Origin of the sequence: Aquabacter albus, assembly GCF_040049275.1 — a bacterium.
Lineage (GTDB): Bacteria > Pseudomonadota > Alphaproteobacteria > Rhizobiales > Xanthobacteraceae > Aquabacter.
In genome coordinates, this window is the sequence record NZ_JBDZDT010000018.1 from 17,961 (window position 1) to 40,950 (window position 22,990).

Sequence of the window (22,990 nt, forward strand, 5' to 3'; positions counted from 1 at the left end):
GTCAGTGATCCCTCCGCGCGAGAGCATCGGCGAGGGCGCGTTCCGTCATGGTCTCGATGAGCGCGCGCCGGTAGGCCGCGCTGGCATGAATGTCGCCACTCACCTCGGCGGTCCGGGCGGCGATGGCAGCCACATCGAGCACGGCGCCGTCTAGAGCTGCCTCCGCCTCCGGCAGGCGCGCCGCCGCATCTCCCACGCCGAATACGGCGATGTGGCTGTTGGCGTTCCGCCTATCCGCCATATCGAAGAACAGGCCGATCCCGGCCAAGGCGAAATCCCCGGAGCGGCGGGAGAACTCACGGAAGCCCCAGCGCCGCCCTTCCGGCCACGGCGGAAAATGGAGGGCGAAGATGATCTCGTCCTCCGCAAGACCGGTGCTCATGGGGCCGGTGAAGAAATCGCGCGCGGGCACGCGGCGTGTCCCGGATGCGGCGGCGATCTCCACCACCGCGTCGCAGGCAACCGCGATGGCCGGCAACTCGGCCGCAGGGTCCGCGTGGGCGAGGCTGCCCCCGACCGTGCCGCGGTTTCGGATCTGATAATGGGCCACATGGCCGATGGCCGCCCGCAGGAGGGGCTGCGCCGTGGCGAGGCGGTCGTCTTCGAGGATGTCACACCAGCGCACACGCGCACCGAGATGAACGCCCATGCCGTCGATGAGGATGTCGGAGAGGCCCCCGATGTGCCGAAGGTCCACCAGCAGCTTCGGCGCAAGCAGGCGGAACGCCAGCATGGGCATGAGGCTCTGGCCGCCGGAGAGGACCTTCGCGTCCTCGTTGTTGCGCAGCGCCGCCAGCGCCTCCGAGAGGCTGGCCGGCGCCACATAGTCGAATGCCGGGAGCTTCAACGAACGCTCCCTCAACCGACAAGGGGCGCGGCGTCGCGGTGGATCCAGAAAACCAGCCGCCGGCCGAGAATGCGCACCACGGCATGAAGGCAGATGCCGATGGCAGAGAGGAAGATCAGCACCGCGAAGACGCCGGGCACATCAAGCGAGAAGTTGAGCGCGGTGATGAGATATCCAAGCCCCTGCTGCGCCCCCACGAACTCGCCCACCACCGCGCCGATGACGGCGAGCACCGCCGCAATCTCGATGCCGGCGAAGATCAGCACCAGGGCCGCCGGGATGCGCAGCCGCCGCAGCGTCTGCCAGCGCGACGCACCGAAAGATTTCATCATCTCCAGCTGGTCGCGGTCGGTGGAGTTGAAGCCGGCGATGACGCTGACAAGCACGGGGAAGAAGCAAACCAGCCCCGTGATCACCACCTTGGACATCACGCCATAGCCGAACCACAGCACGAAAAGCGGGGCGATGGCGATCTTGGGCACCGATTGAAGGGCGACCAGGTACGGATAGATCAGCCGCTCGAACCACGGCATAAGCGAGACCATGGCGCCGACCACCACCCCGGCGACGATGCCGATGCCGAACCCCGAGAGGATGGAGGTGAGCGTCGCGAAGAAATGCGGCCAGATCTGCCCGGTGGCGATCAGTTGATAGAAGCGCACGGCGATCTTGCTTGGGGCCGGGAAGATGACCGGCGAGATGTTGAACGCCACCGTCGCCGCCTGCCACAGGCCGAGGACGCAGATGAGGAACAGGATGGATTGCAGCGTCTCGCTGCGGCGCCGGGTCATCGTCATAGCTCCGCCCCATGGCCTGAGGCCGAGCCGAAGATGGAACGCACCTCGTCGCACAGCGCGCCGAACTCCGGCAGCGCAAGTGTCTTCAGCGACCGGGGGCGTTGAATGCCCATATCGAGGATGTGGCTGATGCGGCCGGGACGTGGCGACATCACCACCACGCGGTCGCCGAGAAGCACCGCCTCCGGGATGGAATGGGTGATGAAGACCACGGTCTTCTTGTGCTGGGCCCACAGCCGCATGAGCTCCAGGTTCATGGTCTCGCGCGTCATGGCATCGAGCGCACCGAAGGGCTCGTCCATCAGCAGGATTTTCGGGTCGCGGACCAGGGCGCGACATATGGAGACGCGCTGCTGCATGCCGCCGGACAATTCAAACGGATACTTTCGGGCGAAGCCGGAGAGGCCGGCAAGCTCCAGCAGACCCTCGGCACGCTCGACGTCGGCCTTGGCGGGCGTGCCGAGGAGACGTACCGGCATGAGGACATTCTCAAGCACCGAATACCACGGCAGGAGCGTCGCCTGCTGAAACACCACGGCCACGTGGTTGCGCGGGCCGGAGATGCCGTTTCCCTCGATGGTGGCAAAGCCCGACGTCAGCGGCTCAAGGCCGGCGAGGATGCGCAGCAAGGTGGTCTTGCCGCAGCCCGAGGGGCCGACAACCGAGAGGAACTCCCCGTCCGCCACGTTGAGGTTGACGTTCTCCAGCGCGACCACGGTCTCACCCGAGCGGGTGCTGAACCGCTTGTTGACGTCCCTCAGCTCGATCAAGGCGCGGGCGTGCACCGGCTTGTCTTCAGGCAAAGCGGACACGCGATCCCCTCCTGAGGCGAGACGGGCTGGAGGTGCGGCGAGAAAGGCCATCGGAACTTTGCCCCCACCCGGTGGCCGCATTCCGACCCGAATGGATTCGAGCGGACCACATCACTTTATCAACCTTTCTATTATGTGTAGACTGAAATGTCAGTCAAGGCAGTTTGGTTGATTGCAGTTCTGCCCATTCCACATGCAAGAAGGAGGCCGCGCCTGTGTCCACCCCGGCTGGCGGACATCGTCCCTGAAGCAGCCCCTAAAGGCCCCGCGCGAAATCATGGAGCCAGGCGGCGGCATGCAGCACCTCGGCATCGCGGAACTTTGGTGCGACAATCTGAAGGCCGATGGGCATGCCCGAGGCGCCCGCCAGCACGGGGATCGTGAGGCAGGGCGCGTGCAGCAAGGTCCAGGAGCTGTTGAACACCGGGTCGCCGGTGCCTGTTTCATAAGCAGGCGCCTCCCCGGTCGCGCTGAGCGTGATGACGACGCTTCCGTCACCCATCTCGCCCACGAACTGGTTTCGCCCATCGCGACCCTGTTCGACGGCGGCCTCGTAATCGGGGGCGGTGCACCCCCGGCCGCGCTCCAGGCCCTGCACAAAAGACGGGCTCAGCTTTTCCGGCGCAGAGGTGCGCTCGAAGGTAAAGCCGCGATAGACCTCGAAATCGTGAATGGTCCGCGCCGCCGCTGCAAGCTGCGTGAAGAAACCGGGATAGTGCCAGTCCTTCAGCGCCACGGCCGCGCCGAGCTTCGCCACGAACGCCTCGAAGGCGGCTTTCGCATCCTCGTCCGCCAGGTCCCAGTTGAGGCCCCGGCACACATGGATGCGCGGCGACGCACTCGCGCGGCGCTCGTCGCCGCTCAGCACGCGGTAGATGAGCTCGGCGTCCCCCACATTGCGCGAGAGCACGCCGACCGTGTCGAGGCTTTCTGCCAGCGGCTTCACGCCCACGCGGCTGATGCGGCCGTAGCTGGGCTTGAAGCCCACCACACCGCAATAGGAGGCGGGACGGACCACCGAACCGAGCGTCTGCGTGCCGAGCGCGACGGAGATCATATGGTCGGCCACCGCCGCCGCCGAGCCGCTGGAGGAACCGCCGGGCGTGCGTGCGCTGCTGTGGGGATTGCGGGTCTTGGAGACCGGCCAGGCGGCGAACTCGGTGCAGACCGTCTTGCCCGCCAGGATGGCCCCGTTCGCCCTCAGGATCGCAACGGCCGCGGCGTCGGACGCCGGCCGGTGGCCCTCGTAAAAGCGGGACCCATAGGCGGTGGGCATATCCGCAGTGTCGAAATTGTCCTTGATGCCGATGAGCAGCCCGTCGAGCGCGCCCATGGTGTCACCCTGCTCGGCGCGGCGCATCACGGCTTCAGGGTCGCAATAGGCCCAGGCGCGGATGTCCGCCTCACGCGCCGCGATCCGCTCCCCGAACGCCTTCGCCATGTCGGCGGCGCTGATGCCGTGCGCGGTCATCAGCGCGAGGCTCTCCCGCGCACCGAGATGGTGAAGCGGCTCTTCCACGGCGCTCAAAATGCAAGTCCCGCTTCGAACCAGCGACCATTGCGTACCATCCCCCGCGCCGCGAGCCGGCTGGAGCCGGTGAGGATCTTGCCGACGCAATCGATGAAGTCGAACTTGCCTTCCTCGATCACGAGCAAGGTCGCATCCCCCGCCGATCCCGCCTTCAGGCTCCCGAGATAGGGATGGCCGAGGGCGGAGGCCACGTTGCAGGTGGCGGTGGCGATGAGCGAGGAGAAATCGAGCCCGAGGAGATGGAACTTCGACAGCGTGGTGAGCAGGTCGTAGACCGGCCCCTTCACGTTGAGGGCGTGCACATCGGAAGAGATGACATCGGGCACGAAACCCTTGGCCAGCATCTTTTCCGCCACATCGAAACCGAACGAGGCGCCGCCGTGCCCGAGGTCGAACACCACGCCGCGCTCGCGTGCCAGCAGCACCTCCTCCCAAACCTCGCCATCCGAGCGGATCGCGGCATTGGGGAAAGGCTTGAAGCAATGGGTGAGGATGTCGCCGCGCCGGAGCTTGTTCAGGACATCCTTGCGGGACGGCGGCGGGTTGTCGATGTGCGCCATGACCGGGAGGCCCGTCTCCTCCGCCACCTCCATGGCGATGTCGAGGGGGGCGATACCGCTGTCGCCGCTGGCGATCTTGCCGAGCCGCACCTTCACGCCGACGATCAGGTCGCGGTTCTCGTTGATGACCCGCACGCATTCCGCTGGATCGAGCAGCCGCATGTCGGCGCACTCGCCCACCATGACCGACTTGCTGTAGGCGTAGATGCCGGGGAAGGAGACGTTGAGATAGGCGAGGATCCGGCTCTGTGCCTTCTCGACGATGAATTTGCGGAAGCCGTGGAAATTCCCGGGCCCGGCGCTTCCCGCATCCACGAAGGTGGTGGTGCCGCTGCGCTCCATGATGGTATGCGCGTCGATGGAGATGGAGGTGGCACCCCAATAGATGTGGGTGTGCAGGTCGATCAGCCCCGGCACGAGGATGAGACCGCTGCCATCGCGGACATCCCTCGCCTCCCCTGTGATGGAGCCGACTTCCGCGACCATGCCGTCGGCGAAAGCTACGTCGAGCGTCGCATCGATGGATTGGCCTGGATCAACGATACGCGCGCCACGAATCAACAAATCGTACATGATTGCGAAGCGCTCCCAGGCTCTTGCGGCGCCAGTCTCAACGGGCGGGGCTCGCACGCCGCGCACGGCCTACGCTTATCACATATTTGACTTTGGACGTGCAAACTGAAATTTTAGATCATGCAAAATCTGGAAGGGGGAAAGATGGCAGCCCGGCGAGCCGAGCTTGCGGAAGCGCCCACCACGCGCCGCGACGATGCCTACGAACACATCCTCTCCGCCATCATCTTCGGTGACCTGGCACCAGGGGCGACGGTGGATGAGAAGCATCTGGCGCAGTCCTTCGACATCGGCCTGGCCGGTGTCCGCGATGCCCTCTACCGGCTGGCCCTGGAGGGACTGGTCGAGCGCCATGCGCGCATCGGGACCCATGTCCCCGACCTCGGCCTGCGCGAGATGCAGGATGTCTTTGAGGCGCGCGTGCTCCTGGAAGGCGGCTGCGCGGCCATCGCCGCCCAGCGAGCCACGGCGCCCGAAATCTCCAAGCTGCGGGCGGCATTCAACGGCTATGAGACGGTGATCAAGGAGCGTGAGTTCCGAAAGCTCGTGCGGATGGATCAGGTTTTCCACCGCACCATTGCAGCAGCGACCAAGAACCGGGCGCTGGAGCGGCAGATCACGATCCTCCACAACAACGCGTCGCGCTTCTGGTACTTCGGCATCCCGCGCCTCCGGCCCGAAACGCTGCTTGCGGACATTCGCGCTCATCTTGACGTGGTGGACGCCATCAGCGAGCGGGATTCCCTTGGTGCGGAGAAGGCCATGCGGGCGGTGCTCGGCCACTTCCCCGGGGATGTCGAATTCTTCTTCGGCAATGTTCCACTCCGCGAGGTCCCCGGCGAACCGGACGCCCCGCCGAAGCGCAAGCGCCAAAAGACATGACGATCAACCACCCAGCGCTTGCCCCTATCGCCACGCCGGCTTTGGTGGTGGACGAGCCGGTGCTGCGCGCCAATATCGCCGCGATGGCGGCCTTCGCCCGGGACCGGGACATCGCGCTTCGCCCCCATGTGAAGACCCACAAGTCGAGCCTCATCGCCCGCATGCAGATGGAGGCCGGCGCGCGGGGCGTCGCCTGCGCGACGGTGGCGGAAGCCGAGATGATGATCGCGGGCGGCCTGCGCGACGTCCTCGTCACCTCCCCCGTCGCGGAGCCCGGCAAGGTCCGCCGCCTGGCGACGCTCGCGCGGGAAGCGAAGTTCACGGTGGTGGTGGATCATCCCACCCATGTGGCCCTGCTGGCCGCGGCCGACGCGCCCTTCGATGTGCTGATCGACGTGGATCTCGGCCAGAGGCGCACGGGAGTCGCCGAGATAGAGGCGGGAGTGGCGCTCGCCAAGCGGATCACGGGATCCCTCAGGCTCACCGGCCTGCAGGGGTTCGGCGGGCATATCCAGCACATGGTGGATGCGGGCGAGCGCCGCGCGGCAGCACACGCCGCGTCCGATCATCTCGACGCCCTGAGGCGCGCGATCGAGGCCGAAGGGCTGCGCTGCGACGTGGTGTCGGGCAGCGGCACGGGGGCCTACGCCTATGATGCCTCCGGCGCCTACACCGAATTGCAGGTCGGCTCATACCTGTTCATGGATGCGGATTACCGCCGTCTCGCCTGGGAGAAGAACCTTCCCTTCCAGCAATCCCTGTTCGTGCTCGCCACTGTCGTCTCGGCGAACCGGCCGGGCCAGGTGACGGTGGATGCGGGGGTGAAGGCCCTCGCCTTCAACGGGCCGCCGCCGGATATCCTGCTCGGGGTGCCCGAAGGCGCGCGCTACCAGTTCGCGGGGGATGAGCATGGCGTGATCATCCTCCCCGACCGCGCCGAGCCGCCGAAGATCGGCGCGCGCATCCTCATCGGGGCGACACATTGTGATCCGACGGTCAATCTGCACGCGGCGTTTCATCTCCTCTCGCCGGAGGGCGTGAAGCGCGTTCCCCTCGAAGGCCGCTACGCTTAGCCGCCGATGCGCGCCGGCGGTCATCCTGGGGCTCTGCCGCGCGGGTTCCCCTGCTGCACGGCCCTCGACCGGCGCAAGGTTTTCCAAGGGACTGAGGTGAGCAATGCAGCTCTACAAGGCGGATGAGGCAGAGGCCCTGGTGGCGGCATTCGAGGCCATGCCGATGCATACGCTTCTCGCCGGCGCCGTCACGCTGCGCAGAGAGCAGCACGGCAACCGGCTGAGCTATTCCCGCAAGGTGTTCATCCCCCTGACCCGCCTCTGCCGGGACGTGTGCGGCTACTGCACCTTCGCCACGACCCCGGGCCGGGTGTCGAGCCCCTATCTCTCGCCCGATGAGGTGTTGGCGATCGCCCGCGCGGGCGAGCGGGAGGGCTGCCGGGAAGCGCTCTTCACCCTCGGCGACAGGCCCGAGGCGCGCTATGCCGAAGCGCGCGCGGCGCTTGCCGCCCTGGGCCATGCCTCGACGCTGGATTATCTCGTCACCATGTGCGCGCTCGTCCTGAAAGAGACGAACCTGCTGCCGCATGTGAATGCGGGCCTCATGTCCGAGGAGGACATGATGGCGCTGAAACGGGTCAGCGTCTCCCAGGGCATCATGCTGGAGAGCATCTCCGAGCGGCTGTGCGAGAAGGGCGGGCCCCATTACGGCTCACCGGACAAGCACCCGGCCGCACGCATGGCCATGGTCGAGGCCGCGGGGCGCGCGAAGATCCCCTTCACTTCAGGCATCCTGATCGGCATTGGCGAGATGCGGGTGGAACGCGTCGCCTCCATGCTGGCGCTGCGCGACAGCCACGCGCGGCACGGCCACATCCAGGAAATCATCGTCCAGAACTTCCGTGCCAAGACCCGGACGCGCATGGCAGAGGCGCATGAACCCGGCCTCGATGCCCTGCTCTGGACGGCCGCCGTGGCGCGCCATGTGTTCGGTGCCGGGATGAGCATCCAGGTGCCGCCAAACCTGAGCTACGAGGATTTCCCGCGCCTTATCGAAGCCGGCATCGATGATTGGGGTGGGATCTCGCCGGTGACCGCGGATCACGTCAATCCCGAGGCACCCTGGCCAGCCGTGCCGCGCCTTGCAGCCGCGACCGCGGCGAGCGGCTGCACCCTAGTGCAGCGCCTTGCGGCCTACCCGGCCTATGCCCTCGATTCCCTCACCTGGCAGCACCCGGATCTCGCGCAGCGCGTCGCCCATGCGGTGGATTCCGAAGGGCTCGCACGGGTCGATCGCTGGGTCACCGGCGTCATCATGCCCCTGCCGCCGGAAGGCCGGGGCGACGCCCACGATGACGCGCTCGGCCCGCTGATCGCCCGCGCCTCCGGCGGCGCGCGGCTGGGCGAGGAGGAGATCGTGCGCCTGTTCTCGGCGCGGGGGGCGGACGTGGACCTCGTCTGCGCGGCCGCTGACGACCTGCGCCGGCGCACCGTGGGCGATGCGGTGCGCTACGTGGTCAATCGCAACATCAACTACACCAATGTCTGCACCTATCACTGCAAGTTCTGCGCTTTCTCGAAAGGCAAGCAGCATGAGGACCTGCGCGGCAGACCCTATGACCTCTCGCTGACCGAAGTGTCCCGCCGCGCGGCTGAGGCGTGGGATCGGGGCGCGACGGAAGTGTGCATGCAGGGCGGCATCAATCCCTACTATACCGGAGAAACCTATCTCGACCTTCTGCGCGCGGCGAAGGATGGGGCGCCGGGCATCCACGTGCACGCCTTCTCACCCTTGGAAGTCTCCCACGGCGCATCCACGCTCGGTCTGTCGATCCATGCGTTTCTGGAGCGGCTGCGGGACGCGGGGCTCGGCTCGCTGCCTGGAACAGCCGCGGAGATACTGGACGACGAGGTACGTGGCATCATCTGCCCGGACAAGCTTGTGACCGCGGAATGGCTTGCCGTGATGCGCGCCGCGCACGAAGTGGGGCTTCCCACGACCTCCACCATCATGTTCGGCCACGTGGAACGCCCACTGCACTGGGCGCGACACCTGCAGCATATCCGCGATCTCCAGGCGCAGACCGGCGGCTTCACGGAATTCGTGCCGCTGCCTTTCGTGCATATGGAAGCGCCCATCTATCTGCGCGGTCAGTCGCGCACAGGCCCCACCTGGCGCGAGGCGCGGCTGATGCATGCGGTGGCCCGTCTCGTGCTGCATCCGCTCATTACCCACATCCAGGCTTCCTGGGTGAAGCTCGGACCGGACGGCGCAAGGGCGGTCCTGAACGGCGGCGCCGATGACCTTGGGGGAACGCTCATGAATGAGAGCATCTCGCGCGCCGCCGGCACACAGCATGGCCAGGAATTCCCGCCCACCGCCATGGAAGAGCTGATCGCCGGTATCGGTCGCGTTCCGAGCCAACGCACAACCCATTACCTCGCTGCGCCAGAGGAGCGCCGCGCCCACAGCTTCCAGGCCAGGCCGCTGGCCGATCTCGTCCAGACGCCCTTCATCGCCCAGCGCCACGCAAATGCATGACCTTGGCGGGATCCATCGGCACTGTGGGTGGCCTGTGGCCACCTCCGGTGGCTCGGACGTGATTGCTGCTGCTTTCGAGGGTCAAGGATGAGCCTGTTCGCTGTCGTTCCGGTGAAGCCCCTCGACGAGGGCAAGTCGCGTCTTGCGGGCCATCTGGATCAGCCGGGCCGGCGCGCCCTGAATGCGCATTTTCTGAAGCGGACGCTCGCGCTGCTGTCGCAGTTCTGCGGACCGGGACGGACCATTGTGGTGAGCCGGGACAAAGAGGTGCTTCAAGCGGCCGCCGCACTGGAAATGGTAGCACTCAACGAGCCGGGCGAAGCCGATCTCAATTTTGCCCTCGCGACAGGCACCACCGCCGCGCGGGAGCGCGGCGCCAGTGCCCTTCTGGTCCTTCCCGTGGATCTACCATTGGCGACATTAGAGGTTCTTCGCGCCATTTGCGCCGGCGATCAGCCCGTCATCGTGCTGGTCCCGGACCGCCACGGGGCGGGCACGAACGTCCTGTTCCAGCGGCCCGTGATGCTGAGAAGGTACCGCTTCGGCCCGGACAGCCTCGCCCGGCACCAGGCCATCGCCGAGGGCGCCGGGTGTCCGGTGAAGATCCTGAGCGCCCCTGCCCTCGCTTTGGACATCGACACTCCGGCGGACCTTGCGGCCTGGGGCGGCGCCGCATCCTGTCCCGCCGCCTGATGGCACCATCGAAAGGTCCCTCGACACTGGCTGAGGTCGCCCTACCCCGTCGAGCCTGATAGGCGCGAAGATGCAGTACATGGAGGCCTTGATGCTGACAGACCTGCTTTCAGGATGAACTCCCGCTCCGCTCCTAATAGCCTCTGCCGTGATGATAGCCGCGAAGTTCTCGACGAGGGGCGCCAGCATATCCCGTGATCTGAGTCGGCAGTCTCTTGCCACCTTCGTTCTTAATAATCGCATCGATCTCAGCAGCTCACTGCCCAACCGAGCAGCATGCAGTACGCGAATTGGGCAAAGCCGAAATACCCGATTGCACACGTGTTCACCGACCGTCCCGCAGACCTGCGCAAGTTGAGCAGAGCATAACCGTAGCCCCATCATCTTTTATGCCACCTCGCAGCGTGCGGAGCCAAACCCGCTCCCGGAATGGCACATCCGTTGCATCGGATAGTGAAATATCACCAATTGCGGGTGCCCTTCTTGCAAGATCTCCAAGAGCGTGTGGATCGTGGCGGGCCAGCACAGCCATTGGTCATCGCCCGCGGGCTGACCAAGCATTTTCCTCTCAAGCGCGGCTTCTTCGGCGGCGAGGCGAAGGTGAAAGCCGCCGACGGCGTCGATTTCGAGATCATCAAGGGAGAGACCCTGGCCATCGTCGGGGAATCCGGCTGCGGCAAGTCCACGCTCTCGCGTCTGGTGATGGGGATGATCCCGCCCACGTCCGGCGAGGTTGTGTTCGACGGCGAGCTCGTGGGCTCGACGGCGCTGCGCATGAACGACTTCCATCGTCAGGTGCAGATGGTGTTCCAGGACAGCTACTCCTCCCTCAACCCGCGACTGTCCATCGAAGAATCCATCGCCTTCCCGCCCATGGTCCATGGGCTTGCGCACAATCAAGCGGTCGCGCGGGCGCATGAGCTGCTTGAAGCGGTCGGCCTCTCCCCCACCCAATATGCGCGCCGGTACCCGCACGAATTGTCCGGCGGCCAGCGCCAGCGCGTCAACATCGCCCGCGCCCTGGCACTGAGGCCCCGCCTGGTGATCCTCGACGAGCCAGTCTCCGCCCTCGACAAGTCCGTCGAGGCCCAGGTGCTGAATCTGCTGATCGACCTCAAGGCGCAGTTCAAGCTGACCTATCTGTTCATCAGCCACGACCTCAATGTCGTGCACCACATGGCGGACCGGGTGCTGGTCATGTATCTCGGCCGCGTCGCCGAGATCGGCCCCGTGGAAGAGGTCTTCCGGAACCCGGCGCATCCCTACACGCGCGCCCTCCTGGCGAGCCGTCCTTCCATGGATCCGCGCCGCCGGCGCGCCGGCTCGCCGCTCTCGGGCGACCCTCCCAACCCCATCGACCCGCCCCCCGGCTGCCGTTTCATGGGCCGTTGCACATTGGCCGAGCCGGTCTGCGCCACCGTGCTGCCGGAGCTTTCAGACATCGGGACGGACGCCGCCGGCGAGACCCACGCCGCAGCCTGCCTCGCCGTCCTCCCCTCCAGCGGGCACAGCCTCGCAACCCGCATGGTGGCGTGATGCCCGATACCCTCGTGAAGGCCCGCCAGCTCAAAGTGCGGTTCGTCCAGAACGGCAGCGCCATCAACGCGGTCAACGGCGTCGATTTCGACCTCAATGCGGGAGAGGTGCTCTGCATCCTGGGCGAAAGCGGCTCCGGCAAGTCGGTGACGCTGCGCGCGCTCATGCGCCTCAACCCGCCCTCCAAGACCGTCATGTCCGGCACCCTGGAGGTGGGCGGGAGGGACATCATCGCCGCCACGGAAGACGAGCTTGAGACGCTGCGGGGGCCCTTCGTCTCAATGATATTTCAGGAGCCGATGACGGCCCTGGATCCGGTCTTCACCATCGGCCACCAGATCAGCGAGGCCATCGTGCGCCACGAAGGCCTCTCGCGGCGGGACGCCAAGTTGCGGGCGATCGAGCTGCTGGAGATGGTGCAGGTGCCCTCGGCGAAGCGGCGGCTGTCCGCCTATCCCCATGAGCTGTCCGGCGGCCTCCGGCAGCGGGCGATGATCGCCATCGCCCTCTCCTGCAGGCCGAAGCTCCTGCTCGCCGATGAGCCGACCACCGCCCTCGACGCTTCGGTGCAGATCCAGATCCTGACCCTGCTGCGCGAGATCCAGCAGGAAATGGGCATGGGCATGATCTTCGTCACCCACGACCTCGGCGTGGCGGGCGAGATCGCCGACCGCATCGCCGTCATGTATGCGGGGCGCTTCGTGGAGGAAGGCCCGGTGGTCGAGATGATGACCGCGCCGCTCCATCCCTATTCCCGCGGCCTCCTCGGCGCCACGGTGCGCGAGGGCTCGCGCGGCACCCGCCTCACCACCATCCCCGGCGCGCCTCCGGACCTGCGCGACCTGCCGGACGGCTGCGCCTTCGCGCCCCGCTGCAGCGAGGCGCAGAGCCCGTGCCTTGCCGCCCTGCCCGATCTGCGCACGCCCGAGCCGGGACGCGCCGCCCGCTGCATCCACGTAGAGAGCCGCCCCTAGATCCGTCGTCGCGCCGGCCGGTGCCGGGGAGAGCCGTCATGCTGCAATACACCTTCCGCCGCGTGCTCTATGCGATACCCATCGCCTTGGCGGTGAGCCTCGTCTGCTTCCTGCTGGTCCATATCGCGCCGGGCGATCCCATCGACGCCATCCTGCCGCCGGATGCCTCGGCGGAGACGGTGGCGATGGTGCGGAAGGATTACGGCCTCGACAAGCCGCTGCCGATCCAGTTCGGCCTCTGGCTCATGCATGTGGTGCAGGGCGATTTCGGTCGCTCCATCGCCAACCGGCGCCTGGTCTCGGAGGAACTCGTCAGCGCAGCCGGCAAGACCTTCATCCTCGCCTCCTCGGCAGCCGGGCTCGGCTTCGTGATCGGCTGCGTGCTGGGCGGCCTCGCGGCAGCCTTTCGGGGCACCTGGGTGGATCGCCTCGCCGTCGGTTTCGCTGTCGGCGGGGTGTCCGTGCCGCACTACTGGCTTGGCATGGTGCTGGTCATCATCTTTTCGGTGCTCCTCGGCTGGTTGCCCTCCATCGGCGCGGGGCCAGGCGACTGGGCGTGGAACTGGGCGCATATCCGCCACCTCATCCTGCCCGCCGTGACGCTCTCGGTGATCCCTGCCGGCCTCGTGACGCGGACCGTCCGCGGCGTGGTGGTGGAGATCCTCAGCCAGGATTTCATGACCACGCTGAAGGGCAAGGGACTCAACCGCGCCAGGGTCATGCTCCACGTGGTGAAAAATGCCGCGCCGAGCGCGCTGGCGGTCATGGGCCTTCAGCTGGGCTACCTCATGGGCGGCTCAATCCTGGTGGAGACCGTGTTCGCGTGGCCGGGCACGGGCATGATGCTGAACCAGGCCATCTTCCAGCGCGACATCCCCATGCTGCAGGGCGCGACCCTCGTCCTCGCCATGATCTTCGTCGCGCTCAATCTCATCGTCGACCTGATCCAGACGGCCCTCGATCCAAGGATGCGCCGCACATGACCCACGCCTCGACCGTCACGGCGAAGCTCGCCATCCCCCGGACTGCCGCGCCGCCGCGGGCGAGCTATTGGCGCGAGGTGGGCAAGAAGCTCCTGCGGGACAAGGTCACCATGGCCTGCCTCGGCGTCCTCGCGCTCATGGCGCTGGTCATCGTGTTCGCCCCGCTGATCGCGCCCTACGACCCGCTCCAGGGGAGCATGGCGCGGCGGCTGCGGCCGCCCGGCACGCCCGGCCACATCCTGGGCACGGATGAGCTCGGCCGCGACATGCTCACCCGCCTGATGTATGGTGGGCGCCTCTCCTGGTTCGTGGGGCTCACGCCGGTGGTGGTCGCCGCTCTCGTCGGCGGAGCCCTCGGCATCACGGCGGGCTATGCCGGCGGGCGCTTGAACATGCTGATCATGCGCACCACCGATGTGTTCTATGCCTTTCCCTCCGTGCTGCTCGCCGTCGCCATCAGCGGCGCGCTGGGGCCGGGCATCGGCAACGCCATCGTCGCCATGACCATGGTGTTCATCCCGATGATGATCCGCATCTCGGAAACCGTCACCACCAGCACGCGGAACCTCGATTATGTGGAGGCGGCCCGCTCCACCGGGGCGAGCGCGCTCACCGTCGTGCGGATCCACGTGCTGCCGAACGTGCTCGGGCCCATCTTCGTCTATGCGACCACGCTCGTGAGCGTGTCCATGATCCTCGCCTCGGGCCTGTCCTTCATCGGCCTCGGCGTGAAGCCGCCGGAGCCGGAATGGGGCCTGATGCTCAACACACTGCGCACGGCCATTTATACCCAGCCGCTGCTCGCGACCTTGCCGGGCCTCTGCATCTTCATGACCAGCATCTGCTTCAACATGGCCAGCGACGGCCTGCGCGCCGCCATGGACGTGAAAAGTTAAGGGCACACTCCGGAGAATCGGAAAAATGAAGGTTTAATTTCCGTTTTATGTTGAAGTTCGAGCATATTCTCACATAATATGTCCTGTCCGTTTGAGTCTGAGCTGAAGCATTCAGCAGTGAGACAGAAAAACGGCGCAGATCAATCAGACACACCTGAATTGAACGAGCGCTGACATGTCTCAGATTCACGATATATATCATGATCATTATTTTATTCTGGCAGAATCTGCCAGATATGCTCCATCCGAGAGCGCAAGATTTGCCGCGATCCGGTGGCCCCTAATTTTTACAGAACGGCAGGAAGTCGTCGTGTCGCACGACGTGCCCGGATTCGGAGCACGTCGGCAGGGAGGAGACGTCGTCCCCACACCTCAGAGGTGCCCATGCGATCGAAGATAGCCCTGCTGGCCGCAGCACTCGCCCTTGGCCTTACGGCCGGGCCGCTCAACGCGCAAACCATGCGCATCGGCATGACCACGTCGGACATCCCCACCACCGGCGGCATTCCGGACAATGGCAGCGAGGGGGGCCGCTTCGCCGGCTATCCCATCTATGACGCCCTGGTGAACTGGGACTTCACCAAGACCGATGCCTTCGCCGATCTGACCCCCGGCCTCGCGACCGAGTGGCATATCGACCCCAACGACCACACGAAGTGGATCTTCACCCTGCGCCAGGGCGTGAAGTACCATGACGGCACGGACTTCAAGGCCGAGGACGTCATCTGGAACTTCGACCGGCACATCAATGACAAGGCGCCGCAGTTCGACCAGGCGCAGGCGCGCAGCTATCGCACCTACACCTCGGCCGTCGTGAAGGTCGAGAAGATCGACGACACGCACATCGCGCTCTACACGGCCAAACCCTTCTCCATGCTGCCGTACCTGATCTCGCGCGTGTTCATGGTGAGCCCCACCCAATATGCGAAGATCGGCAACTGGGTGGACTTCCAGAAGAATCCCGCCGGCACGGGCCCCTTCAAGGTGGAGCGCATAACCCCGCGCACCTCCATCGAGCTGGCGCGCAACGAGGCCTACTGGGACAAGACCCGCATCCCCAAGCTCCAGAAGCTGGTGCTGATGCCGATACCGGATGCCAATACCCGCGTCGCCGCGCTGCGCTCAGGGCAGGTGGATTGGATCGAATATCCCTCGCCCGACAGCATTCCCGGCCTGAAGAACTCCGGCTTCCAGATCGTCACCAAGCCCTATCCGCACATCTGGGCCTGGCATGCCAACAACAGCGACAATTCCCCCATCCATGACAAGCGCGTGCGCCTCGCCCTCAATTACGGGCTCGACCGCGACGCTTTGGTGGAGATGCTGGCCGGCACCGCCATTCCCTCCCGCGGTCCCTGGCCGGACAGCTACAAGCTCTTCGGCAACCCGGCGGAGCACTACAAGTACGACCCCGCGAAGGCCAAGGCGCTGCTGAAGGAGGCCGGATACGGGCCGGGCGGCAAACCCTTGAAGCTGAAGGTGCAGGTGCCGACGGCCGGTTCCGGCAACATGGTTCCCCTGCCCATGGCCGAGTTCGTGCAGCAGTCCTACAAGGAACTGGGCATCGACGTTGAATATGTGGTGGTAGACTGGGGCACCATGCTCAACACCATGCGCCAGCGGAACGACCAGCCCGGCATGGCGCACCTCGACGTGGTCAATCACGGCCTGCCCATCTCGGACCCCAGCCAGCTCTTCCTGAACTTCCACTCGGCCGGCTCCCCGCCGAACGGTTCTAACTGGAGCCTCTACAAGAACCCGAAGGTGGACGAGCTGATGGACAAGGCCTTCGCCACCTTCGAGCCGAAGGAACGCGATGCGCTGATCGCCCAGGCCCATGCGCTCATCGTGGATGACGCGCCGTGGGTGTTCATCGTGCACGACCTCAATCCGCGCGCCATGAGCTCCAAGGTCAAGGGCTTCAAGCAGGCGCAGAGCTGGTACCAGGACTTCACCCAAGTCACCGTCGAGCCCTGAGCGGCAAAGCAACATGCAGCAGGCGCAGTGGTCTCCGGGCCGCTGTGTCGCGCCGGGCATGCGCCCGCCCTGCCCCGGCCGTCCAAACGAGAGTGATTCCGTGATCATCCAATTGCTGAGGAACGTGGAATTCCGTTCCTTCCTGGCCGGCAACACCATATCCCGGCTCTGCGCGTCCGGCCTTACGGTGCTGCTCGGCCTTCAGGTCTATGAGCTGACAAGGGACCCGTTCTATCTCGGCCTCCTCGGGCTGACGGCGGCGGTCCCCGGCATTTCGCTCGTGCTCTATGGCGGGGACGTCGCCGACCGCCACAACCGCCGTGCTCTCGTGCTCATCACGCTCAGCCTCCTCGCTGCGCTGGCGGCCACGCTCGCCGTCATCACCCTTCTGGAAGCCGCAGCCCTGCTGCCGGTCATCTATGCCGTCTCCTTCCTGACCGCCGCGATTCGCGCCTTCGAGGATCCGGCGTCCTTCGGCCTGGAGGCGCAGGTTCTCCCGCGGCACATGGTGCTGCGCGGCGTGCCGATCCTGGCCTCCGCCGGCCGCGTCGCCGAGGTGACCGGGCCGGTCGCCGGAGGCTTCGCCTGGGCGGCCTTCGGGCCCGCCGCCACCTACGGCATCATCGCCGCGCTGTTCGCGGTGTCTGTCCTTTCCATCTTCGCCGGCGTGAAAAGCCATCCCTCGCCGCCACGGACGTCAGGGGTCAGTGCCTTCAGGCGGATCGCGGAAGGCGTGCGCTACGTCTTCGCCAACCAGGTCCTGGTGGGCTCCATGACGCTCGACCTCTTCGCCGTCTTCTTCGCCGGCGCCAACGCGCTGCTGCCGGCGATCGCCACCGACATCCTGCATGTGGGGCCGACCGGCTTCGGCGTGCTGCGCTCGGCGAGCGCCGCGGGCGCGCTTGTGGCCGCGCTCGCAGCGACACACTTCCTGCCCGCACGCCATGCCGGCCTGCTTCTGCATACCATCATCGCCCTGTTCGGCCTGAGCGTGATCGTCTTTGGCCTCTCGCACGCATTCTATCTGTCGCTCGCCGCTTTGTTCATTGCCGGGATCTGCGACGGGGTCAGCATGGTGATCCGCCACGCCATCCTGCGCCTCGCCTCGCCGGAGGCGATGCGCGGCCGGATCGCGGCTGTCAAATCGGTGTTCGTCGGCTCGTCCAACGAGCTTGGGGCCTTCCAGAGCGGCATGGTGGCGAGCGTGATCGGCCCCAGCGCCACCCTGTATCTCGGCGGCGCCGTCACCCTCTTCGTCGTGGGCGTGGTCGCGTTGCGCGCGCCCCTGCTGCGGAAGCTGAACCTGGAGGCCGCAGCGAAACCCGTCATCACGGAGGTGGCCTGAGCGCCTCCGCAACTCACCCTTCCGACCAGATGAGGACCCGTGTCATGACCAAGACCCCCGGCATTCCCTTCCAGCTGGAAGAGGCGACCATCCCGGAGATGCAGGCGGCCATCAGGGCTGGCGAAATCACCGTGGTCGACATCGTGCAGCACTACATTGACCGCTGCCGGGCCTTCAACGGCGTTGCCAGCATGCTGGTCACCGAGGACGGGGCGCCTGTCCCGGAAGCGACAGGCGCAGTTCGCGCCCTGGAGCCGCTGCGCTTTCCCACGCAGACGGCGAAGGTGTCCGACATCCTGCCCGACCTCGACAAGTATAAGGGACCACCGCTGGAGTTCGGCCGCATGGAGGCCACGGCGTCGGATCCGGAGGTGATGCAGCAGTTCGGCATGATCGTCGGCATCCCCAATGCCGGCCAGGTCAATGCAATCGGCACGCTGAACATCCGGGGCGAGCGGTCCGTCACCTGCCGTAGCGACTTCGACAAGCACCCCTCCCTCGGCGACCTGCCGCCCGGCGCCCCGCCGGTGTGCCAGTTTTTCCGCCACCTGCCGGACGCCCTGGAGCACGCGGCAGAGCTCGACGCGACCTACGGTACCAATCCCGACCTAGAGAAGATGCCCATGTATGGCGTGGTCTTCTCATTCAAGGATCCCTTCGACACCAAGGACATGCGCTCAACGGGCGGGGGCGATGCCGCCTACGACATGGATTTTCCGGCGCGCGACCATGTGCTGGTCGAGCAGTTGCGCAACAAGGGCGCCATCATCTTCGCCAAGGCGATCAACACGGAATATAACGGCCGCGCTGGCGATCCGGGCGGACAGCACAAGCCGGACCAGGTTCTCCCCTCGACGCTGGGCTATCAGCGCTCCACCTGGGGCGGCAATCCCTCCAATCCCTATGACACCAAACGTGCCGCTTCACTGGGCTCCAGCTCCGGCTCGGCGCTGTCCGTCTCCACGAACCTCGTCATGGCGAGCCTCGGCGAGGAGACCCGCGCCTCCTGCCGCGGCCCGTCGAACCACAATGCAGTGGCGCTCATCCTGCCCCACAAGGCCATGCTCGGCTTCGACGGCGGCGCCATCGGCGCCGACATCTATTGCGACCGCACCGGCATCCACGCGCGCGCCCTGGCGGACTGCGCCAGGATCCTCGATGCGCTGAAGGATCCGGAGAACGGCTATTACGACCCGCGCGACCCCTTCACCACGGTGCCGCGCTCGTCCGTGCTCGCGACGCCCTATCTGAGCCATGTGACCACCTCCGCCCCGTCCGGCGCGCTCAAGGGCGTGCGCATCGGCGTCATCCGCGAGTCCATGAGCTACCCGGCGGACTCCAAGACCGAGGAGCCGATCGTCACGGCCGCCACGAAGGAGATCAAGGACGTTCTGGGCCGGACGCTCGGCGCCACGCTGGTGGAATCCTCCGACCCTCTGTGGACGCCCGATCCCGAGGTCGAGCAGATGAGCGTCGACTTCCGCAAGGCCCTCGCGCGCCTCGTTCCGGTCTTCATGCCGGACCTGCTGTTCCGCTTGCGGCGCGACGGCCAGCCGGTGTTCAAGGAGTTCGCTGCCGCCATCCTCCCTACCGAGTTCATGCCCGGCAAGGTGTTCGGCTCCGGCACCATGACACCGATCGACTATTGCGTGGCGCTCGCGGAGGGGCTGATCGAGCCGCCCGTCAACCTCGACCTCGGCACCATCCAGCACCAGGAGCTGGCGAACACCTTCCGCTTCCACATCCCGCAATATCTCACCCGTCGCGCGGCGGACTGGCGCGAGAAGGGCTTCACCGAGACCCTCACCGACTTCGCCGCCCTGAACGCCCGCTCCAAGTTCTGGGGCGACGACCAGCGCGCCGCTTTCAAGAACTGGGAGGAGACCGCCGATCCGCGCAACCCACTCGGCGGCCGGCAGGGCGTCAACGAGCGCATCATGCTGCGCGAGCTGCTGCGGCGCGTGGACATGATGGTGATCCTGGAGAACAAGCTCGACTGCCTCGTGCGCCTGCATACGCCCTGGGCGCCCGGCCTCATCGGCCATGCCTACCAGTACGACATCCCGAGCAACCTGCGGCCGGAATCCTTGAGCGGCCCCAATGCGGGCCTCAGCGAAATGCTGGTTCCCGCCGGCTATGTCACCTCGGTCTACGATCCGGTGTTCAAGCTCACGCCCGACGGCATGCGCTATGTATCAGCGCCATCGCCCACGCCCACCACCATCCCCGAGCCCGGCCTGCCCTTCTCCCTCGTGTTCCGTGCCGAGCCTGGCAAGGAGGACATCCAGCTCAAGGTCGCCACCGCCTACGAGGCCGCTTCCCAGCGCCGTGTCCCGCCGCCCTCCTTCGGGCCGATCCCCATGAAGGCGACCGCCAGAGCCTGAGGCCCACCGCCGGGCGGAGACGCTCCGTGCTCGGCGGAGTTGCGTAAAGCGACATTGGGTGGCATGCCGTAGCCGCCGGGCGCCGGAGAGGCGCTTCGGCCGCCATGCCATCCGACCTACCGGTATTGCCCTTGCTCGACGCGACGCATGATCAGAAGCTGCTGCGCCATGAAATCTACCGGCGCTTGCACCACGACATCGTCACGTGCACGCTTCTGCCCGGCCAGGAGCTACGCGAGAACGAGCTCGCCGAGCAATTCAACATCAGCAAGTCGCCGGTCCGCGACGCACTCTTGAGGCTGGAGTTCGACGGGCTGGTGGACGTGCTGCCGCGCCGGGGCTACCGCGTGCGAGGCTTGGTCTGGGAGGACGCCGAGGAGCTTTACGACATGCGCGATCTGCTGGAGCGCGAATGCGCCCGTGTCGCCGTCAGCCGCGCAACGCCTGCGGATATCGAAGCATTGCGCCTCGCCGCCAAGATCCATCCACGCCATACGGTGGACATCCTCGGCTACAACCGCCGCTTCCACATCGCCCTCGCCCAGACCTCCGGGCGCAGGCAACTCGCGGAAGCCTGCATCCGTGTGATCTCGCAGTTCGACCGCATGATTGTGCTGAGCCTGTCCCAGCTCCGCGTCGTGCGGATCGCGGACATGGAAGGCCGCCATATGGCGATGGTCGATGCCCTTGAGCGACACGATGCGGCCCTCGTGGATGAACTGATCCGCTCGCATGTGCACGGTTCGAAGGAGCGGGTGCGCAAAGCGTTGTCGGGGAGTGAGCTTTCCCCGTTCATGACGCCAGAGCGCTGAGGCCGCTCATCCTCGCTCCGTTCCACCCCAGCGACCTCATGAAGCGCGCCGAGCGCAAGCCCCTTTCCAGGAAGTCGAGATTCCATCTCCGGGACACCGAACGGCAGAATGGACCGGCTGCGCCGTGTCCTGCCTTCGATCTTCTCGATCTCCGCATGCAGTATTTCGAGGGCTTGCCCGGATAGCACCGCAGAGCGTGACCTCCTAAGGGCTCGGAGCAATATGTTCTTTATTTGCTCTCCAGCCAGCTTCGAGAGTCAATGCTCAAGTTCGGTGAAGCGGGAGAGATGCGCGCGGGCCAATGGCTCCATGAAGCCGCAGCTCGCTGATCACTTGGCCGGTCCAGTCACATTTTGTAGAGATGCCGGTCGATTGACTGTGGAGGCGTCTCAAAGCAGCCTCCGCTTGCGGGGGCGGGGGGTATGGCGCTCCCAAATGCCGACCGCGACGATGAACGCCACGCCTATCTCCAGGTGGACATTCTCAGAGTCGCTTGAGGGTCAGGCGTCGGCAATCACTCGATCGCCGGCGCCAAATGTCAGATCTCCGTTTGCTCCGATAGGTTCAAGGCATCGTTGACTTCGATTCCGCGATACCGAACAGTGTTTTCGAGCTTCTATGGCCGGGCAGGAGTTGGCAGGCTCGGAGATTTCCGGTCCATTTGTAGAGCAGAGAAACCTTCATTCGCCGCAGGCTGCACATACCGTAACGAGCTACGCAGCGAGTGCCTCCATTGTCGGTTCGATGAACTCGATGAGAACCGGCTACCCGATCTTATGCTGGACGACCACTGATCTCGCACGAATGCTGCTGCCGGAGACGACGTCGCCTACCTTCAGTGTGACCAGATCGCAGCATGCAGTTTGCTGTCGATGGCAAGGTTGAACATGGCGAGATCGCTCACCCGATCGGCAATGTGCGGCCGCGTGCGTAGTGCCAAAACATGTGTGGGCTTCCTGGGAGGCTTGGTACCGATAATCCGGCCGGCGTTCCAAGGCTGGTGCTATGAGTGGGTCTCTTGATTGACGTGTATGGCATCCCCCTTGCGAGGGACAGCCCCCATCACACTAGTGCCATGCACGCGAACCAGGAACAGGTCGCTTCTGGCTCACCATCGCTACGCGAGCGTTGGCGTCCTCGCGAAATCCGGACATTCCGCGGGTGATTGCGAAAGCATCAGATCTCAGGATGACGCCGCCTCCAAGGCGACCTGCAAGTCCCGATCAAGACGCTGTGCAACTGCGTCGACTTCCGAGTCCCCGAATTGGCCGAAGACAGAGGCCGGCCGGTCGTACTCGAACGCCGACCCCTCCCCGTCCTCACGCAGCAGGACGCGGATTGGCGCGTAGAGGCCTGCCGAGAGCTGGTGGCGGGTCATTTTTGAGGCCGTGAGAGGATTGCCGATGTCATACTGGATCGACCGCCGCTTCAATCCGGCGACTGCCAGCAGAGCGCCATGATCCCGGAAGCTGAAGATCGACAGGTTCGCCGAGGCTTCCAGCTCGCGCAGTGCCCGCTCCGCTTCGCCGTATCGCAGGAGGGTAAAAATCCCATCGTCGATCCGCGGGAGCAGGCTCTCCAGTTTGGCCTTCGTCTCGGCGAATGTCTTCGTAGACCGGATGGTGACGTGCTCGTTCGCAAAGGTCTGCGTCGAGACGGTTGGGTTGGCCATTGTTCTATCTCCAGTATTGCAGGGCGGATTCGGGGCGGTCACAACCGTAGCGACACGGCGCCGAGAATCTTCTCCACGCGCGCGGCGAGGTCGAGGAGCACGCGGTCCTGACCCTCCGGGCCGTCAAGTTCCATGCCGATCGGCAGGTGATGATCATCGAA

Annotated in this window: 18 protein-coding genes; 12 read left to right on the top strand and 6 right to left on the bottom strand. The window is 65.7% G+C overall.

Annotated elements, in window-relative coordinates:
• Position 1: 1 nt before the first annotated feature.
• The 5 genes from ABLE91_RS27770 to ABLE91_RS27790 all read right to left on the bottom strand — a co-directional run bounded on the left by ABLE91_RS27770 (position 2) and on the right by ABLE91_RS27790 (position 5,123).
• Positions 2–847: an FAD binding domain-containing protein gene (locus tag ABLE91_RS27770; RefSeq protein ID WP_348935799.1), complete on the bottom strand. Its 846-nt coding sequence runs from the start codon at positions 845–847 to the stop codon at positions 2–4.
• Positions 848–858: 11 nt separating this feature from the next.
• Positions 859–1,638, bottom strand: coding sequence for an ABC transporter permease (locus ABLE91_RS27775; RefSeq protein ID WP_348935800.1), 780 nt, complete (start codon positions 1,636–1,638; stop codon positions 859–861).
• Between the two features lie 2 nt (positions 1,639–1,640).
• On the bottom strand, positions 1,641–2,456 hold the full coding sequence (locus ABLE91_RS27780; RefSeq protein ID WP_348935801.1) for an ABC transporter ATP-binding protein: 816 nt from the start codon (positions 2,454–2,456) through the stop codon (positions 1,641–1,643).
• Between the two features lie 256 nt (positions 2,457–2,712).
• Complete coding sequence (locus ABLE91_RS27785) at positions 2,713–3,975, bottom strand: amidase (RefSeq protein ID WP_348935814.1); 1,263 nt, start codon at positions 3,973–3,975, stop codon at positions 2,713–2,715.
• Between the two features lie 5 nt (positions 3,976–3,980).
• Complete coding sequence (locus ABLE91_RS27790) at positions 3,981–5,123, bottom strand: amidohydrolase/deacetylase family metallohydrolase (RefSeq protein WP_348935815.1); 1,143 nt, start codon at positions 5,121–5,123, stop codon at positions 3,981–3,983.
• 141 nt (positions 5,124–5,264) lie between these two features.
• Here ABLE91_RS27790 and ABLE91_RS27795 point away from each other — a divergent pair, with 141 nt between their 5' ends.
• The 12 genes from ABLE91_RS27795 to ABLE91_RS27850 all read left to right on the top strand — a co-directional run bounded on the left by ABLE91_RS27795 (position 5,265) and on the right by ABLE91_RS27850 (position 21,157).
• On the top strand, positions 5,265–6,002 hold the full coding sequence (locus ABLE91_RS27795) for a GntR family transcriptional regulator (protein WP_348935802.1): 738 nt from the start codon (positions 5,265–5,267) through the stop codon (positions 6,000–6,002).
• Positions 5,999–7,075, top strand: a complete 1,077-nt coding sequence (locus ABLE91_RS27800) for an alanine racemase (RefSeq protein WP_348935803.1) — start codon at positions 5,999–6,001, stop codon at positions 7,073–7,075. Before ABLE91_RS27795 ends, ABLE91_RS27800 begins: the two co-directional genes overlap by 4 nt.
• Before the next feature lie 103 nt (positions 7,076–7,178).
• Positions 7,179–9,557, top strand: coding sequence for a 5-amino-6-(D-ribitylamino)uracil--L-tyrosine 4-hydroxyphenyl transferase CofH (gene cofH, locus ABLE91_RS27805; RefSeq protein WP_510182011.1), 2,379 nt, complete (start codon positions 7,179–7,181; stop codon positions 9,555–9,557).
• Positions 9,558–9,644: 87 nt separating this feature from the next.
• Complete coding sequence (cofC, locus tag ABLE91_RS27810) at positions 9,645–10,250, top strand: 2-phospho-L-lactate guanylyltransferase (protein ID WP_348935804.1); 606 nt, start codon at positions 9,645–9,647, stop codon at positions 10,248–10,250.
• A 483-nt stretch (positions 10,251–10,733) separates the two neighbouring features.
• Positions 10,734–11,786 (top strand): ABC transporter ATP-binding protein, encoded by a 1,053-nt coding sequence (locus tag ABLE91_RS27815; RefSeq protein ID WP_348935805.1) that lies wholly within the window; start codon positions 10,734–10,736, stop codon positions 11,784–11,786.
• The gene (locus ABLE91_RS27820) at positions 11,786–12,760 is read left to right on the top strand and encodes an ABC transporter ATP-binding protein (protein WP_348935806.1); all 975 of its coding nucleotides are present in this window, start codon (positions 11,786–11,788) and stop codon (positions 12,758–12,760) included. Before ABLE91_RS27815 ends, ABLE91_RS27820 begins: the two co-directional genes overlap by 1 nt.
• A gap of 38 nt (positions 12,761–12,798) precedes the next feature.
• Positions 12,799–13,743, top strand: coding sequence for an ABC transporter permease (locus ABLE91_RS27825; RefSeq protein WP_348935807.1), 945 nt, complete (start codon positions 12,799–12,801; stop codon positions 13,741–13,743).
• The gene (locus ABLE91_RS27830; RefSeq protein WP_348935808.1) at positions 13,740–14,639 is read left to right on the top strand and encodes an ABC transporter permease; all 900 of its coding nucleotides are present in this window, start codon (positions 13,740–13,742) and stop codon (positions 14,637–14,639) included. Before ABLE91_RS27825 ends, ABLE91_RS27830 begins: the two co-directional genes overlap by 4 nt.
• A gap of 384 nt (positions 14,640–15,023) precedes the next feature.
• Positions 15,024–16,616 (top strand): ABC transporter substrate-binding protein, encoded by a 1,593-nt coding sequence (locus ABLE91_RS27835; RefSeq protein ID WP_348935809.1) that lies wholly within the window; start codon positions 15,024–15,026, stop codon positions 16,614–16,616.
• Between the two features lie 100 nt (positions 16,617–16,716).
• Positions 16,717–17,961, top strand: a complete 1,245-nt coding sequence (locus ABLE91_RS27840) for an MFS transporter (protein WP_348935810.1) — start codon at positions 16,717–16,719, stop codon at positions 17,959–17,961.
• Between the two features lie 44 nt (positions 17,962–18,005).
• Positions 18,006–20,345, top strand: coding sequence for an amidase family protein (locus tag ABLE91_RS27845; RefSeq protein WP_348935811.1), 2,340 nt, complete (start codon positions 18,006–18,008; stop codon positions 20,343–20,345).
• Positions 20,346–20,476: 131 nt separating this feature from the next.
• A complete protein-coding gene (locus ABLE91_RS27850; protein WP_348935812.1) occupies positions 20,477–21,157 on the top strand; it encodes a GntR family transcriptional regulator in 681 nt (226 codons plus the stop codon).
• Between the two features lie 1,183 nt (positions 21,158–22,340).
• Here ABLE91_RS27850 and ABLE91_RS27865 read toward each other — a convergent pair.
• On the bottom strand, positions 22,341–22,829 hold the full coding sequence (locus tag ABLE91_RS27865; protein ID WP_348935813.1) for a DUF302 domain-containing protein: 489 nt from the start codon (positions 22,827–22,829) through the stop codon (positions 22,341–22,343).
• Between the last annotated feature and the right edge of the window lie 161 nt (positions 22,830–22,990).